This window comes from Klebsiella sp. R390 (genome assembly GCF_051131745.1).
Classification (GTDB): Bacteria; Pseudomonadota; Gammaproteobacteria; order Enterobacterales; family Enterobacteriaceae; genus Klebsiella.
The window spans coordinates 1,830,565-1,845,351 of record NZ_CP180445.1 but is presented as its reverse complement, the minus strand read 5'-3'; the positions used below and the strand labels follow the sequence as shown (position 1 = coordinate 1,845,351).

The following is a 14,787-nucleotide window of genomic DNA, read 5'->3' as shown; positions in this document are numbered from 1 at the left end:
GTAAAAAATAAAGGCGCAGATATCTGCGCCTTTTTTATGGAATGAAGACAATGAAAAAACTGCAAATTTCCGTCGGCATTATTCGTAATCAGCTGGGCGAAATCTTTATTACCCAGCGGGCATCCGATGCCCATATGGCCAATAAACTTGAGTTTCCCGGTGGCAAAATTGAAGCCGGAGAAACCCCGGAGCAAGCGCTGGTTCGTGAGCTTCAGGAAGAGGTCGGGATTACGGTCGAGTCCTCCCGTCTGTTTGATACCCTGGAGTACCAGTTCCCGGACCGTCATATTACGCTGTGGTTCTGGCTGGTTGAGGACTGGGCTGGAGAACCGTGGGGGAAAGAGGGGCAGCCAGGGCGCTGGATTGCGCAGCGGGCATTAGTCGCAGACGCGTTCCCGCCGGCGAACGAACCGGTGATTACCAAACTAGTGCAGGCGGCCTCGTAAATACTGTCGCCCGGCCTCTTATCATATGGCCGGGCTAGCGCGATTACTGTTGCTGTTCTTCGCTCCAGTCATCGCTGTCGGACAGATCGCCTGCGCTGGGAATACGTTTTTCTTCCGCCGCCCACTCGCCGAGATCGATCAGCTGGCAGCGCTTAGAACAAAATGGCCGAAACGGGCTTTGTTCATTCCAGGCTACGGTCTTACCGCAGGTAGGGCAGTTGACTATTGTCTCTTCTGACATTTTTACTCCTTAACAACACGCCAGTTCAAAATCATAACGCTCAGGAACCACTCCAAACTCGCTATCCAGCGGCAGGAAACGAATCGCAAAACGGCTCTTATGGCCGGAAATTTGTGGGTAGAGCTGGCTGGCAATATCCAGACGCAAGCGCAGCAGGTCGGCATCTTCACCGTTATCCTGATAAAAGCCGTTAAGGCTGGTTTGCTTGCGGAAAGGGGCAGAGTTGCGGATCAGGTCAAGGATCAGCACCAGCGATTGTGTCAGAGGCTCGAGGCTGGCTAACCATTTTTCGACCTGCTCGTCACGATGTGCCTGGGGCATATGCAGCCAGATGTGCAACGTCGGAAGGTCAAAGCTGCAGCAGCCACCAGGAATGCTCAGTCGCTGCCGTACCAGGGCTATCAGCCGGTCTTCGCGCAGAAACTGGCCGATGCGCGGGGCGGATATCAGGACGCTGCCGCACTGTTTGAGCTGCTGACGCAAGGCGCCAATGCGCTCTTGATCGACACCGGGGACTTCAGCCCAGGACTGCAGTTTACGCTGCTGGCGTTCTAGCTCTTTCAGCATATCCGTTCGGACTTCGCCGCGTTCCAGAACATCTAAAAGATCGCCCGCGTTGCGGAAAAAATGGAGCGCATCAGCATAGGTGGCTAACGTCGGGTGAACGGACAGCTGCTGCGTTAAGAATTCAATGCGCAGCCAGGTGCGCATTTTCTCGTTCAGTGGATGTTCAAACAGAACAGGGGTGTGCATTACGATTTTTCCTGTGAGGCGGCCTGCGATGCCAGGAGTAGATACCGGTCGTGCAGGCGGGCAACATCCGATGCGATGGCATCCGGAGTGCCTGTGTTTTCAATGACATCATCCGCAACGGCGAGACGCTGTTCGCGCGTCGCCTGGGCGGCAAGAATATGTTCTGCATGTTCACGGCTGACCCGGTCACGTGACATCGTCCGTTCAATCTGCGTCTCTTTTGGGACATCAACGACCAACACACGATCGGCCTTCGCGGCCAGGTGGTTTTCAACCAGTAAGGGGACAACCCAGAGAATGTAGGGGGAGCTCGCCGCCTGCATCTGTCGGCGTGTTTCCTGCTGAATAAGCGGATGCAGGAGGGCGTTAAGCCAGGTTTTATCGTCGGGGTGGGCGAAGATCTTTTCGCGTAATGCGCGGCGGTTCAGCGTACCGTCATCATGGAGCATCCCTGAGCCAAAATGAGCGGCGATAGCCTGCAGTGCCGGGGTTCCGGGTTCAACCACCTGACGAGCAATGATGTCGGCATCAATAACGTTCACCCCAAGGTGAGAAAATGCATCGGCCACGGTACTTTTACCACTGCCAATACCGCCCGTTAACGCTACCGTATACCTCATACACTCCGTATCCCGATCTGACCAATGAACACATTACATTCCAGTGGCGCTGGTCGTACACGCCCCGATGCTCTTGCGAGCGAAATCCCATCACGATGGCGCAGGCCAACAGAGTGGGTTAAAACCTATACTGGTTTATTTTGTATATATAAATCAAGTGGTTAAAATTAACGCATTTCACGTTGCTGCTCGCGACCGCGTTATTCACTGTTCACCAGGTAAATTTATACAATTGTAGCGTAAAAAAAGTGAAAATCGCAGTCTTGCGCAGCCATGATTCGTGCGTATGATAACGTCACTGGAGTTGTGCTCTCACAATAATGCAATTAACCCCAGGAATTCGCACATGCGTATTGAAGAAGATCTGAAGCTTGGTTTTAAAGACGTTCTTATCCGCCCAAAACGCTCTACCCTCAAAAGCCGTTCTGATGTTGAGCTGGAACGTGAATTCACATTTAAACATTCTGGCCAGTCATGGTCCGGCGTGCCGATCATTGCCGCTAACATGGACACCGTCGGGACGTTTGGCATGGCGAAAGCGCTGGCATCTTTCGGCATTCTGACCGCGGTTCACAAACATTATAGCGTTGAAGAGTGGCAGAGTTTTGTGCAGTCATCTTCTGTGGATGTGCTGAAATACGTCATGGTGTCCACCGGGACTTCTGATGTTGATTTCGAAAAAACCAAACAGATCCTCGCTCAAAATCCACAGCTGAACTTCGTCTGCATCGATGTGGCGAATGGCTACTCTGAGCATTTTGTGCAGTTCGTTGCGAAAGCACGCGAAGCCTGGCCGCAGAAAACCATCTGCGCGGGTAACGTCGTCACCGGCGAAATGTGCGAAGAGCTGATTCTCTCTGGCGCTGATATCGTGAAAGTCGGTATCGGCCCGGGTTCCGTATGTACCACTCGAGTGAAGACCGGCGTGGGTTATCCGCAGCTTTCTGCCGTGATTGAATGTGCCGATGCGGCGCATGGGCTCGGCGGCCAGATCGTCAGCGATGGCGGTTGTACAATGCCGGGTGATGTAGCAAAAGCCTTTGGCGGCGGTGCCGATTTTGTCATGCTCGGTGGCATGCTGGCTGGTCATGAAGAGAGCGGCGGCAAAGTGGTTGAAGAAAACGGCGAGAAATTCATGCTGTTCTACGGCATGAGCTCTGAGTCCGCGATGACCCGTCACGTTGGCGGCGTTGCGCAGTACCGCGCAGCGGAAGGTAAAACCGTTAAGCTGCTTCTGCGTGGCCCGGTTGAGAATACCGCACGCGATATCCTCGGCGGCCTGCGCTCTGCCTGCACCTATGTGGGTGCCTCGCGTCTGAAAGAACTGACCAAACGCACCACCTTTATTCGCGTACAGGAACAAGAGAACCGCGTGTTCAACAGCCTGTAATGCCAGATGCTGGCGCGCTACGCGCCAGCATTTATCCCGCCATACCGCTAATCGCGTCGCCCAGATGAAAAATGGGTAAATACATCGCCACCACCAGTACGCCAACAATTATCCCGGTTATCAACAACAGCATAGGTTCCAGCAACGTCGCCAGGTTTTCAGCCTGATAATGCGTCTGCTCACTATGGTGCCGGGCGAGATTGTCCAGCATGGTGTCCAGTGAGCCGGATGCTTCTCCGGTGCGGATCAGCTGCAAGCATAATGGTGTAAAACCACCGCTGCGATCGAGAGCCTGCCAGATAGGAACACCCTGCGTAATGTGCTGGTGCACCTGCTGGATCCGCTGGCGCCATAACGGGCAGGCTAGCGTATCCTCGACGCTTTCCAGACCTTGCAGAAAACTGATGCCGGCGCGCTGGGTGAGGGCAAGCACGGTGAAGATCTGGCTCAGCAATTGCCCGCGGATAAGCTTTCCCACTACGGGCAGAGCATGTAGCATTTTCTGGCGCTGCAGCAGCCACTGTGGCCGACGGTGGGAGAGCTGATTGAGGGCGAGGGGTAAAATAACCAGCAAAATCAGCCAGGGCCAGTGACGGGTCAGCCCTTCACTGGCGTGAATCACGAGCTGCGTCAATAACGGCAGCGGCGTATTGAAGGTTTGATAGATAGCCGCAAACTCTGGCAGAACAAAACAGAGCATCGCCATCACCACCAGCAGGGCCAGGCCCAGGATGATGACGGGATAGCGCACCGCTTTTTTCACTTTCTCTGCCAGTTGCTGCTGCTCCTGTTGCTGACGCGCCAGCTGCAGGCAGCAGAAATCGAGTTTACCGGTGAGTTCTCCGGTGCGGATCATTGCCAGATAGAGCGGTGAAAAGGCCTGAGGCCACTTTTCCAGCGCCGCAGAGAGTGAGGTACCCTGCGCCAGCTCCTGAGACAGAGTGCTGAGCAGTGCCTGCCACTGGGCGTTGGGCTGCTGTTGCGCCAGCAGCACCAGGCCTTCTGCTAACGGAAGCCCGGCTTGCAGCAGGGAGGCGAGCTGGCGCACAACCTGGCCACTATAGCGTGGGTGCCAGAGTGCGTTTTTGACCGCGCAGCGGCGAACCGCCAGCGGAATGATTCGTTCATGAGTCAGCGCCTGACAGATGTCCAGCCGACTTTGGCTCCACTGGGTTCCCTGGCAATGTTCTCCTTGTGTATCAACTCCTTGCCAGCGCCAGAGACGGTTAGTAGCCATGAGGGATCCCCAGTACGCGGATAACCTCTTCAAAGCTGGTTAGCCCTTGTTCCACCGCTTCGCAGCCGCTTTCAAACAGCGTCATCATTCCCGCTTCGCGCGCCATAGATTCAATTTCTATGGCATTAAGGCCGCGAGCAATTGCCTGACGCAGTGCGGTGTTCACTGGCAGCAGTTCGAATAATGCCTGACGACCATAGTAGCCGTGATAGCAGTGCTGGCAGCCCATGGCTTGCCAGCGAGGGAGCGGACGTGGCCACAACGTGCGCGGGACATCGGCATGCTGGCCGGTTTCGCATCGGCAATGCACGCAGAGCTTTCGCACCAGACGTTGCGCCACGACCAGGGAGAGCGCGGAAGAGATCATCCAACTGGCGACGCCCATTTGCTGCAGGCGGATCAGGCTTTCGCTGGTCGAGTTGGTATGCAGCGTAGACAGGACCAGATGCCCGGTTTGCGCGGCTTTAATGGCAATTTCCGCGGTTTCGGCATCGCGAATTTCCCCGACCATCACAATATCCGGATCCTGACGTAACAGCGCCCGCAATACGTTCTGGAAGTTAAGCCCGGCACGGGGGTTAATCTGTGTCTGGTTCATACCGACGATCGGGATCTCGAGCGGATCCTCGACGCTACATATATTGACGGCGTCCTGATTGCGGGCCTGCAGCGCGCTATAGAGCGTCACAGTTTTACCGCTACCGGTAGGGCCGGTAACCAGCATCAGGCCTTGCGGCTGCTCCAGCGCGGAGCGAAAGACTCTGAGCTGCTCTGGTGCCAGCCCCAGGGCGTCAATGTCGAGCGCTTGTTCAACTTGATGCAACAGGCGCAGCACGATTTTCTCTCCGTGACGGCAGGGCAGGGTGGCGATACGAAACGAGACCGGGCGGCCAGCAAATATCAGCGTGAACTGACCGTCCTGCGGCAGGCGGTGTTCGGCGATATCCAGATTACCGAGCACCTTAAGCCGCGCGGTAATTGGGGCCGTGAGTTCAGGCGACAGAAATGGCAGCGGGTGCAGGACACCGTCGATTCGCAGGCGAATGCGCAGATGACGTTCCTCCGGTTCAATATGAATATCGGAGGCGCGCTGGTGTAAGGCCTGCTCAAGGATCTGATTGACCTGCTTAATAACGCCTGACGTCATATCGTTACCGGCGGGTAGCAAAGGTTGACCGGTCTGCAGGCGCTTGTTCATCTGATCCTGGCTCCAGCACTCAATATCGATTCGCTTCTGGGTTGCGAAACGCAGGGCTTCCATCAGTTCTGGTGCTGGGTTATCGACCACCGCGATGACGATGGTGTGCTCATCGCTATTGAGCAGCAGGGCATGATAGCGCTGGCAGAGGGTGACCAATTGTTCGGTTTTCATCGTGGTGGCCTCAGTTTATGCGAAAGACATCTTCACAGGCCTGCTTGAGCGAACTGTTACTGGCAATATTGCATACGCGTTGCCACCCGGTGATGCCGTTGGCATTGTCCCAGCCGGGCGTCAGGGTTACGCTCAGGCCCGTGAGGCTCTCTTGCCCGTCGAGGGTGACGATGCCTTTGGCGACGCTCATGGTGGCGACGTAGCGCGTAGTGGCGGGGGACGGTATCCCTTGGCTACCTGCATCGCAGGTGGTGAGGCCGCCGTGTTCGAGGGCGCATAATTCGATGGCTGTACGGTAGGGTACGAACGTTTGTAGCATGTCGGTCAGGGCGGCTTTACGCAGATAATTCTGGTAAGCCGGAATACCGATGGCGCTCAAAATAGCGATGATCCCGATAACCACCATCAGTTCGATCAGAGTAAATCCGCGTTGTCTGTCCATAAGTGCTCCTTGTGTTGTCAGGAGTACAGTGACGGGCTTCGGCGACGGCGGCGAATAGTAAATAATAGGGTGGGAAACGAGGTTCCAGGCTTTCTGGTGATGTTACACGGATGGCAGGCGAGAAATGCTAGCTGCTTCGCAAATGATAGCCCCGGTGCCGGACGGGCACCGGGGGCGTCAATCAACGAAAGCGCATGGAGAGATCGAGCGCGCGCACGTGCTTGGTGAGGGCGCCGACAGAGATGTAATCCACGCCGGTTTCGGCATATTCGCGGATAGTATCAAAGGTCACGTTGCCGGAGACTTCCAGCGCGGCCTGGCCCTGGGTCCGCTGCACGGCTTCACGCATCAGGTCGGTGGTGAAGTTGTCGAGCATAATGATATCCGCACCTGCTTTCAGCGCTTCGTCCAGTTCATCCAGCGATTCCACTTCCACTTCGACCGGCACGTCCGGATGCAGCCAGAAGGCTTTTTCCACCGCCTGGCGTACCGAACCGGAAGCGATGATGTGGTTTTCTTTGATCAGGAAGGCGTCGGATAATCCCAGACGATGGTTGGCGCCGCCGCCGCACAATACGGCGTATTTTAATGCGGTACGCAGGCCTGGCAGAGTTTTACGCGTATCGAGCAGCTGGGTTTTAGTGCCCGTTAGCAGATCGACATAGCGGTGCACTTCGCTGGCGACGCCGGACAGTGTCTGCACGAAGTTCAGCGCAGTACGTTCCCCGGTCAGCAGGACACGGGACGGGCCGTCCAGTTCAAACAGCGGCTGATCGGCTTTAATCATATCGCCATCCGCGACGTGCCAGGTGATGCTGACATCGTCGCCGGCCAGTTGAATGAAGACTTCTTCCACCCAGCGTTTACCGCAAAATACGCCATCTTCGCGCGTAATAATGACCGCATGCGAGCGTGCGTCTTCCGGCAATAATTGGGCGCTAATATCGTTGTTGGCATTCACTTCGCCACCGAGGTCTTCCCGCAAAGATTGGGCGACGGCATCCGGGATATCGAGGTTAATGCGTTCCAGCAGCGCGTCACGGCGGCGGTCGGGATTGTAGCGACGAGGCGACATGATAAAGCTCCAGATAGATAAGATTCAGCAATGGGAAACATGCTAACCTGAACCGTGTTTTTACACCATATACACTTGGTGGTTCCTGGCGCCTGGCCCGTTGGTTTTTCCCTGCGTTGGCGTTGAATATGCAGGGATGTTGGCGGCAGGCCGAACAATTTTGTGTATGATAATCAGCATCCTTTGGCCAGTGGAGGCCCGGGAGCACCAGCGAGTGAAAGGAGAGGTCACATGCAGTTGAATGGGGGATGGCTGATAGAGGCGCGTCGGGTTCCTTCGCCGCACCATGATTGCCGTCCGGAAGATGAAGCCCCTTCGTTATTGGTGGTGCATAATATTAGCCTGCCGCCTGGGGAGTTTGGTGGCCCGTGGATTGACGCGCTGTTCAGTGGCACTCTTGATCCCAACGCCCATCCTTTCTTTGCTGAGATCGCGCACATGCGTGTTTCCGCACATTGTCTGATTCGCCGTGATGGCGAAATCGTGCAGTATGTTCCTTTCGATAAACGGGCGTGGCATGCGGGCGTCTCCCTGTATCAGGGGCGAGAGCGTTGCAATGACTTTTCTATTGGTATTGAGCTGGAAGGGACAGACACGCTGGCCTATACCGATGCACAGTACCAGCAACTGGTGGCCGTGACGCGGCAGCTGATCGCCCTGTATCCGGCCATCGCCGACAATATCACCGGCCACAGCGATATTGCGCCGGTACGGAAAACGGATCCCGGCCCGGCTTTTGACTGGGCAAAATTCCGCGGTCTGCTGACCGCTTCGTCAGAAAAGGAGATGCCATGACGTTGTTTACTACGCTGTTGGTTCTCATCGCTGAACGTCTGTTTAAGCTGGGTGAACACTGGCAGCTCGATCATCGACTGGAAGTGCTGTTTCGTCGGGTGAAGCATTTTTCGTTCGCCGCTACCCTGTTAATGACGGTGGTCGCGATGGCGGCGGTGTTTATTATTCAGCGCCTGTTGCACGGAGTGCTGTTTAACGTACCATTGCTGATTTTCTGGATTCTGTTGGGACTGCTGTGTATTGGCGCCGGTCGGGTACGACTGCATTATCATGCGTATCTTAAAGCGGCATCCCGCAACGATAGCCATGCCTGTGATGCGATGGCCAGCGAGCTGACGCTGATTCATGGCGTACCGCCCGGCTGCGATAACCGCGAATTTCTCAGCGAGCTGCAAAACGCGCTGCTGTGGATAAATTACCGGTACTACCTGGCACCGCTGTTCTGGTTTGTGGTGGGCGGCAACTGGGGGCCTGTCACGCTGATTGGATACTGCGTGCTGCGTGCCTGGCAAACATGGCTGGCGCGCTATCAAACGCCTCGCCATCGTCAACAGTCGGGGATTGATGCGATTTTACACGTGGTGGACTGGCTGCCGGTGCGTCTGGTCGGTGTGGTGTATGCGCTGGTGGGGCACGGTGAAAGAGCGTTGCCTGCCTGGTTCGCTTCGTTGGGCGATCGCCATTCATCGCAGTATCAGGTATTGACCCGTCTGGCGCAGTACTCTCTGGCGCGCGAGCCGCATGTCGATAAGGTCGAGACGCCAAAAGCTGCGGTCTCGATGGCCAAGAAAACCTCGCTGGTGGTGGTGGTCATCATGGCGCTGCTGACGATTTACGGCACCTTGATTTAAGCCCCTGCCCATATCCGGGCAGGGGGGGCGTTTTACTCTGTGTCCGCAGCCGGGATGCCGAAGTCAGGCATCCCGTTTTCTTGCCAGCGCACCAGCTTTAGCCGGGTATGGCGATTGGGGTCGTACAGCGGGTCGCCTTCAATTTCGGTGTAGTTCCGGGCGTGATAGACCAGTACATCTTCCCCTTCCGGGGTTTGCGTAAAGCCATTGTGACCGGGGCCGTACTGACGGTTCTCATAGCTGGTACGGAACACCGGCTCCGGTGATTTATGCCAGTTTTCCGGGCGCAGCGGGTCGGCCTGCAGGTCGATCCACAGCAGCCCCATGCAGTAATTCTCATCGGTGGCGCTGGCAGAATAGCTGATAAACAGCCTGTCGCCGTGCACCAGTACCGCTGGACCTTCATTGACCTTAAAACCGCGGCATTCCCAGTCAAACTCTGGTTTGCTCAGCATTACCGGTTCGCCTTTCAGCGTCCAGGGATTCTCCAGCTCTGCCAGATACAGGTTGGAGTTGCCTGCAATATGCGGGGCCTTCTGCGCCCACAGATACCACTGCTTACCCTGATGCTGGAAAGTGGTAGCGTCGAGCGCAAAGGTATCGAACGGCGTGTGCACCTGGCCTTTTTCCACCCAGCGGCCGCTCAGCGGATCGCTGTCGGCACATTCAAGGACAAACATCCGGTGCTGGAACATCCCGAGTTCATCGAGGTCGTGGGTGTGGGTGGCGGCATAATAGATGTACCACTTGCCGTTAATTTCATGCAGCTCCGGCGCCCAGATCAGCTGGCTCATCGGGCCGCTTTCCGGTTTGCGCCAGACCACCACCGGCTTCGCCTGGCGCAGACCTTCCAGCGTGGCGGCGCGGCGGATCTCCAGCCGGTCATATTCCGGCACTGAGGCGATAAAATAGTAGTGGTCCTGATGGCGCAGAATATACGGGTCTGCGCGCTGTTCAATAAACGGGTTGGGCCAGTTGTTCATCAAGCTTTCCTTACGTGTTCACTGGTTTTGTGATCCTGCCAGGTATTGAGTTCGCTGTAGTTTGTGCGGCGCTTTTCCAGGTCCGACTGGATTTGACGCATAAATTCGCGATTGACCTTCAGCATGCGTACCACGCCGGCGGTGATCAGATAGCCGATGCCGGGGATCACGCTGAACAGCAGCACAATGCCGTTAACCGCTGAGGCGCTCTGTTCTTTTGCGCCCGCATCGTAGCCGTACCAGGAGAGCAAGAAGCCAACCATCGCCCCTGCTACCGCCAGCCCAACTTTAAGGAAGAAAAGGTTACCAGAGAAGCTAATACCGGTGATGCGTTTACCGGTTTTCCACTCGCCGTAATCATCCACGTCGGCCATCAGCGACCAGTGCAGCGGCGATGGGATCTGATGCAGGATATTGAGCAGGAAATAGAGCACCATAATCATCATGGTGGCATGCGGGTCGAAGAAGTAGAAGGCGCAGGAAAAGATCGCCAGTACGATATTGGTCCAGAAAAATACCTGCAGTTTGCACCAGCGGTCGGTCAGCACTTTTGCCAGCATGCTGCCGATCATCATCCCGACCACGCCGAGGCTGATAAACAGAGTCGCGAAGTGGGTGCTTTGCTGCATGACCCAGGTCACGTAGTACATGGTGGCCGCCATGCGAATAAAACCCGGGCAGACGTTGCACAGCGTCAGCAGCAGGATGCGTACCCACTGATCATTCTTCCACACGTCCTTAAGGTCTTTTTTCAGTTCATCATTGGTTTGAACCGCCGGCTGCACGCGTTCGCGCACGGTGGCGAAGCAGAACAAGAACATGCACATTCCGATGAGCGCCAGCACGGTCATCGCCATCTGGTAGCCTTTGGCTTTATCAGCGCCGCCGAACCAGTCCGCCATTGGCAGCAGCGTTAGCGACAGCAGCAGGGTGGCAATGCCGACCATTACGAAGCGGTATGACTGGCAGGCTACGCGTTCCTGTGGGTCATTAGTAATCACGCTACCCAATGAACAATAGGGAATGTTGATCGCCGTATAGGTCAGGGAGAGCAGAAAGTAGGTGACGAAGGCATAGATAACTTTGCTGTTATAGGTCCATTCTGGTGTGGTGAACATCAGCACGCTGAACAGCGCATAGGGGAAGGCTATCCACAGCAGCCAGGGGCGGAAGCGGCCATATTTACTGCGGGTACGGTCGGCCATCGCGCCCATAATGGGGTCCGTTACCGCATCGATCACCCGTACCGAGAGTAGCAACACACCGACCAGCGCCGGCGTCAGTCCAAAGATGTCTGTGTAAAAATAGTTAACAAACAACATGATGGCGCCGAAAATAATATTACATCCGGCATCACCCATCCCGTAGCCAATCTTTTCTCTGACTGAAAGTTTATTGCCTGCCATCTGGCGATCTCCCCATTACGATATGGAGAGAATTATTTGCTGAGTAACGGATAAATGCGTTGCAGTATTAGGTTAACGATATGGATAAATATGCTATGGAGAGGAAAGTGTGAACCAGCTAACAATGCGCTGTGCCCGCCAGTTCAGGGCGGACACAGCCTTGGGAGATGTATTATTGTGCTTTTACAGCACTGGCACTTTTCTGTTTAAACAGGTATCCGACGCCAAGAATCGCAATCCAGACCGGGATCAGGTAAACGGAAATCGCCATTCCCGGGGTCATCAGCATGATCACCAGCACCGCCAGCATGAACAGCAGGCAGACCCAGTTACCGACCGGGTAGAACAGCGCCGGGAAACGTGAAACGACACCCTGCTGCTGTTTTGCACGACGGAATTTCATGTGTGCCAGGCTAATCATTGCCCAGTTGATGACCAGGGCGGAGACAACCAGCGCCATCAGCAGGCCAAACGCCGACTCCGGTGCGAAGTAGTTAATCAGTACGCACAGTGCGGTCACCACCGCCGACACGATGATGGTGTTGACCGGCACGCCGCGTTTATCAACGCTCATCAGCGCTTTTGGCGCGTTACCCTGCTGAGCCAGGCCAAACAGCATGCGGCTGTTGCAGTAAACGCAGCTGTTGTATACCGAAAGCGCGGCGGTCAGGACAACCACGTTCAGCGCGTTGGCGACAAAGGTATCGCCCAGCTCGTGGAAGATCAGGACAAACGGGCTGGTATCCGCGGTCACACGCGTCCATGGCAGCAGCGACAGCAGGACGGCCAGGGAACCCACATAGAAAATCAGGATGCGGTAAATAACCTGGTTTGTGGCTTTTGGAATGCTCTGCTCAGGGTTATCGGCTTCAGCGGCGGTGATGCCGACCAGCTCCAGACCGCCAAACGAGAACATGATTATGGCCATCATCATCACCAGCCCGGTGAAACCATGCGGCAGGAAACCGCCTTGATCCCACAGGTTGCTCACGGTTGCCTGCGGGCCGCCGTTGCCGCTGAACAGCAGCCAGCCACCGAAGAGGATCATGGCGACAACCGCGACAACTTTAATAATGGCGAACCAGAACTCCATTTCCCCGAACACTTTCACGTTGGTCAGGTTAATCGCGTTGATGGCAACAAAGAACACCGCAGCGGAGACCCAGGTTGGGATCTCAGGCCACCAGAACTGGATGTATTTCCCAACGGCAGTCAGTTCCGCCATGGCCACCAGAACGTACAGCACCCAGTAGTTCCAGCCGGAGGCAAAGCCGGCAAACCCACCCCAGTACTTATACGCAAAATGGCTGAATGAACCTGCTACCGGCTCTTCGACAACCATTTCGCCTAACTGACGCATGATCAGGAAGGCGATAAAACCAGCGATTGCATAGCCCAGAATGATCCCGGGGCCTGCAGATTGAATCACCGATGCACTGCCCAGAAACAGGCCGGTACCGATAGCACCGCCCAGGGCTATAAGCTGAATATGGCGGTTTTTCAGGCCGCGCTTAAGCCGATCGCCATGCTGTTGACCTTCCATCATGAAACCTCGTGTGTGGTTATTATGTTTATACGCGTCGTCCTTCAGGTTACTGCTGCGTTGTCTGTCCCTGCCAAATAGCATAGCTATCTATATTCAAGGGAGTTTTAGTCAGTACAGTCCCGATGGATTTGGCTGTCATATTGTTGTGGTGTGTAATTATGAAATTCCGTTTTCGTATTGATTTCTTTACGCAAGGCGCAGCATGAAATCGCCTAAAGGCCTTTCGTATCCTGGAGAATAGTGGTAAGCGCGGGTGAATGCACCTGCTTTATGAAGGGATGATGACGAAGCGAACAAAAAGAAACCATTTGTAAATGGCGCCGCGGCAGGGGTATTGAGCAGGTTGCGCTGTAATATTCATTTTGTGTGAATAAATAACCGTTTTTTTCAGAGTTGAATCGGTTCAGATAGCCTAATTTTTCGTTTCATAAACGTTAATACTACCTCTAATGGGGTAAACACATCATTTGTGTGAAGTTACAATTCTGAAATGTTATTTCTGTAAGGTTGTTAAAATGTGCGTGGTTTACTGATTTCAATCAAAACCTGTATGGACAGAAGGTGAATACTTTGTTACTTTACCGCTACGAACTGCGAATTGGTAAGACCAATTGACTACGGGCTAATGGCAGAGACAGGGAATATGGCCTACAGCAAAATCCGCCAACCAAAACTATCTGATGTGATAGAGCAGCAGCTTGAGTTTTTAATCCTTGAAGGGACGCTGCGTCCCGGTGAAAAACTCCCGCCTGAACGCGAACTGGCAAAACAGTTTGACGTTTCCCGTCCCTCGCTGCGTGAGGCGATTCAACGCCTCGAAGCCAAGGGCTTGTTGCTTCGTCGCCAGGGCGGTGGAACTTTTGTTCAAAGCAGCCTGTGGCAGAGCTTCAGCGATCCGCTGGTAGAGCTACTGTCCGATCACCCTGAATCCCAATTTGATCTGCTTGAAACCCGTCACGCGCTGGAAGGCATCGCGGCTTATTATGCGGCACTGCGCAGCAATGAGGCTGACCGTGAGCGTATTCGCGAACTGCACCAGGCAATTGAGCGGGCTCAGCAGTCTGGCGACCTTGACGCCGAATCAGACGCCGTCGTCCAGTATCAAATTGCTGTCACCGAAGCCGCACACAATGTCGTGCTCCTCCATTTGCTACGCTGCATGGAGCCGATGCTGGCGCAAAACGTTCGTCAGAACTTTGAATTGTTGTACGCCCGTCGGGAAATGCTCCCGCAGGTCAGCAATCATCGCACTCGGATTTTCGAGGCGATAATCGCCGGGGAGCCGGAGCAGGCGCGTGAAGCGTCGCATCGTCACCTGGCGTTCATTGAAGAAATTTTGCTGGATCGTAGCCGTGAGGAGAGTCGTCGAGAACGCTCACTGCGTCGTTTACAGCAACGGAAAGATGAGAACTCCGGTTCTTAAGCGCCATTTTTAGAGCGCGGCAACTAAACGCAGAACCTGTCTTATTGCGTTCTTCGCTTCAGTTGCCCAAAGTAATTCGGCTTGTATCGCGGCGGCAAGCGTCGAATTCCCAGGAGCTTACTAGAGTAAGTGACTGGGATGAGGACGTGAAGCCAACAATGAGACAAGTCGAAGTATGACGGGCAAGAGCGCAATGGGACAGGTTCC

The 14,787-nt window shown here is 55.0% G+C and carries 15 protein-coding genes; 5 read left to right on the top strand and 10 right to left on the bottom strand.

Translation table 11 applies throughout. The features are described from left to right. Positions 1–50 precede the first annotated feature (50 nt). The gene (gene mutT / locus ACMYSP_RS08610; protein ID WP_434586362.1) at positions 51–446 is read left to right on the top strand and encodes an 8-oxo-dGTP diphosphatase MutT; all 396 of its coding nucleotides are present in this window, start codon (positions 51–53) and stop codon (positions 444–446) included. Between the two features lie 43 nt (positions 447–489). On the opposite strand, the gene yacG is transcribed toward mutT, so the two are convergent. From yacG to coaE, 3 genes are read right to left on the bottom strand one after another with little or no spacing between them, the layout of a single operon-like run. Then, positions 490–687: a DNA gyrase inhibitor YacG gene (gene yacG / locus ACMYSP_RS08605; RefSeq protein WP_123757489.1), complete on the bottom strand. Its 198-nt coding sequence runs from the start codon at positions 685–687 to the stop codon at positions 490–492. Positions 688–696: 9 nt separating this feature from the next. Then, on the bottom strand, positions 697–1,440 hold the full coding sequence (zapD, locus tag ACMYSP_RS08600) for a cell division protein ZapD (protein WP_434586361.1): 744 nt from the start codon (positions 1,438–1,440) through the stop codon (positions 697–699). Next, positions 1,440–2,060 (bottom strand): dephospho-CoA kinase, encoded by a 621-nt coding sequence (coaE, locus tag ACMYSP_RS08595; RefSeq protein WP_434586360.1) that lies wholly within the window; start codon positions 2,058–2,060, stop codon positions 1,440–1,442. The genes zapD and coaE overlap by 1 nt, the downstream gene beginning before the upstream one ends. Before the next feature lie 346 nt (positions 2,061–2,406). Between coaE and ACMYSP_RS08590 the strand changes: the two genes are divergently transcribed. Next, positions 2,407–3,450 carry a GMP reductase gene (locus tag ACMYSP_RS08590; protein ID WP_434586359.1) on the top strand — a complete coding sequence of 348 codons (1,044 nt, stop codon included), beginning with the start codon at positions 2,407–2,409 and terminating at the stop codon, positions 3,448–3,450. A gap of 31 nt (positions 3,451–3,481) precedes the next feature. On the opposite strand, the gene hofC is transcribed toward ACMYSP_RS08590, so the two are convergent. From hofC to nadC, 4 genes are all read right to left on the bottom strand, one after another. Further along, complete coding sequence (hofC, locus tag ACMYSP_RS08585) at positions 3,482–4,687, bottom strand: protein transport protein HofC (RefSeq protein WP_434586358.1); 1,206 nt, start codon at positions 4,685–4,687, stop codon at positions 3,482–3,484. Continuing rightward, a complete protein-coding gene (gene gspE / locus ACMYSP_RS08580; RefSeq protein WP_434586357.1) occupies positions 4,677–6,059 on the bottom strand; it encodes a type II secretion system protein GspE in 1,383 nt (460 codons plus the stop codon). Before gspE ends, hofC begins: the two co-directional genes overlap by 11 nt. Before the next feature lie 10 nt (positions 6,060–6,069). Continuing rightward, positions 6,070–6,501, bottom strand: a complete 432-nt coding sequence (gene ppdD, locus ACMYSP_RS08575) for a prepilin peptidase-dependent pilin (protein ID WP_174509148.1) — start codon at positions 6,499–6,501, stop codon at positions 6,070–6,072. 181 nt (positions 6,502–6,682) lie between these two features. Then, entirely contained in the window at positions 6,683–7,576 is an 894-nt protein-coding gene (gene nadC, locus ACMYSP_RS08570) for a carboxylating nicotinate-nucleotide diphosphorylase (protein ID WP_434586356.1), read from the bottom strand. A 231-nt stretch (positions 7,577–7,807) separates the two neighbouring features. Here nadC and ampD point away from each other — a divergent pair, with 231 nt between their 5' ends. Together ampD and ampE are read left to right on the top strand one after the other, a co-directional pair. Beyond that, on the top strand, positions 7,808–8,371 hold the full coding sequence (gene ampD / locus ACMYSP_RS08565; protein WP_434586355.1) for a 1,6-anhydro-N-acetylmuramyl-L-alanine amidase AmpD: 564 nt from the start codon (positions 7,808–7,810) through the stop codon (positions 8,369–8,371). Further along, entirely contained in the window at positions 8,368–9,222 is an 855-nt protein-coding gene (gene ampE, locus ACMYSP_RS08560) for a beta-lactamase regulator AmpE (RefSeq protein ID WP_434586354.1), read from the top strand. Before ampD ends, ampE begins: the two co-directional genes overlap by 4 nt. Before the next feature lie 32 nt (positions 9,223–9,254). Here the strand turns inward: ampE and ACMYSP_RS08555 are convergent, their stop codons facing one another. The 3 genes from ACMYSP_RS08555 to aroP all read right to left on the bottom strand — a co-directional run bounded on the left by ACMYSP_RS08555 (position 9,255) and on the right by aroP (position 13,157). Next, a complete protein-coding gene (locus ACMYSP_RS08555; RefSeq protein ID WP_434586353.1) occupies positions 9,255–10,205 on the bottom strand; it encodes a glycoside hydrolase family 43 protein in 951 nt (316 codons plus the stop codon). Then, the gene (locus tag ACMYSP_RS08550) at positions 10,205–11,611 is read right to left on the bottom strand and encodes a glycoside-pentoside-hexuronide (GPH):cation symporter (RefSeq protein WP_434586352.1); all 1,407 of its coding nucleotides are present in this window, start codon (positions 11,609–11,611) and stop codon (positions 10,205–10,207) included. Before ACMYSP_RS08550 ends, ACMYSP_RS08555 begins: the two co-directional genes overlap by 1 nt. 172 nt (positions 11,612–11,783) lie before the next feature. Then, positions 11,784–13,157: an aromatic amino acid transporter AroP gene (aroP, locus tag ACMYSP_RS08545; RefSeq protein WP_434586351.1), complete on the bottom strand. Its 1,374-nt coding sequence runs from the start codon at positions 13,155–13,157 to the stop codon at positions 11,784–11,786. Positions 13,158–13,800: 643 nt separating this feature from the next. Between aroP and pdhR the strand changes: the two genes are divergently transcribed. After that, positions 13,801–14,580, top strand: coding sequence for a pyruvate dehydrogenase complex transcriptional repressor PdhR (pdhR, locus tag ACMYSP_RS08540; protein WP_123757476.1), 780 nt, complete (start codon positions 13,801–13,803; stop codon positions 14,578–14,580). Positions 14,581–14,787 lie beyond the last annotated feature (207 nt).

What these genes read in the sequence shown, in the direction of transcription:
- ampE (WP_434586354.1), top strand. Translation starts at nt 8,368, where the DNA reads ATGACGTTGTTTACTACGCTGTTGGTTCTCATCGCTGAACGTCTGTTT.
- ACMYSP_RS08550 (WP_434586352.1), bottom strand. Translation starts at nt 11,611, where the DNA reads ATGGCAGGCAATAAACTTTCAGTCAGAGAAAAGATTGGCTACGGGATG.
- mutT (WP_434586362.1), top strand. Translation starts at nt 51, where the DNA reads ATGAAAAAACTGCAAATTTCCGTCGGCATTATTCGTAATCAGCTGGGC.
- nadC (WP_434586356.1), bottom strand. Translation starts at nt 7,576, where the DNA reads ATGTCGCCTCGTCGCTACAATCCCGACCGCCGCCGTGACGCGCTGCTG.
- yacG (WP_123757489.1), bottom strand. Translation starts at nt 687, where the DNA reads ATGTCAGAAGAGACAATAGTCAACTGCCCTACCTGCGGTAAGACCGTA.
- zapD (WP_434586361.1), bottom strand. Translation starts at nt 1,440, where the DNA reads ATGCACACCCCTGTTCTGTTTGAACATCCACTGAACGAGAAAATGCGC.
- ppdD (WP_174509148.1), bottom strand. Translation starts at nt 6,501, where the DNA reads ATGGACAGACAACGCGGATTTACTCTGATCGAACTGATGGTGGTTATC.
- gspE (WP_434586357.1), bottom strand. Translation starts at nt 6,059, where the DNA reads ATGAAAACCGAACAATTGGTCACCCTCTGCCAGCGCTATCATGCCCTG.
- ACMYSP_RS08590 (WP_434586359.1), top strand. Translation starts at nt 2,407, where the DNA reads ATGCGTATTGAAGAAGATCTGAAGCTTGGTTTTAAAGACGTTCTTATC.
- ACMYSP_RS08555 (WP_434586353.1), bottom strand. Translation starts at nt 10,205, where the DNA reads ATGAACAACTGGCCCAACCCGTTTATTGAACAGCGCGCAGACCCGTAT.
- aroP (WP_434586351.1), bottom strand. Translation starts at nt 13,157, where the DNA reads ATGATGGAAGGTCAACAGCATGGCGATCGGCTTAAGCGCGGCCTGAAA.
- coaE (WP_434586360.1), bottom strand. Translation starts at nt 2,060, where the DNA reads ATGAGGTATACGGTAGCGTTAACGGGCGGTATTGGCAGTGGTAAAAGT.
- hofC (WP_434586358.1), bottom strand. Translation starts at nt 4,687, where the DNA reads ATGGCTACTAACCGTCTCTGGCGCTGGCAAGGAGTTGATACACAAGGA.
- pdhR (WP_123757476.1), top strand. Translation starts at nt 13,801, where the DNA reads ATGGCCTACAGCAAAATCCGCCAACCAAAACTATCTGATGTGATAGAG.
- ampD (WP_434586355.1), top strand. Translation starts at nt 7,808, where the DNA reads ATGCAGTTGAATGGGGGATGGCTGATAGAGGCGCGTCGGGTTCCTTCG.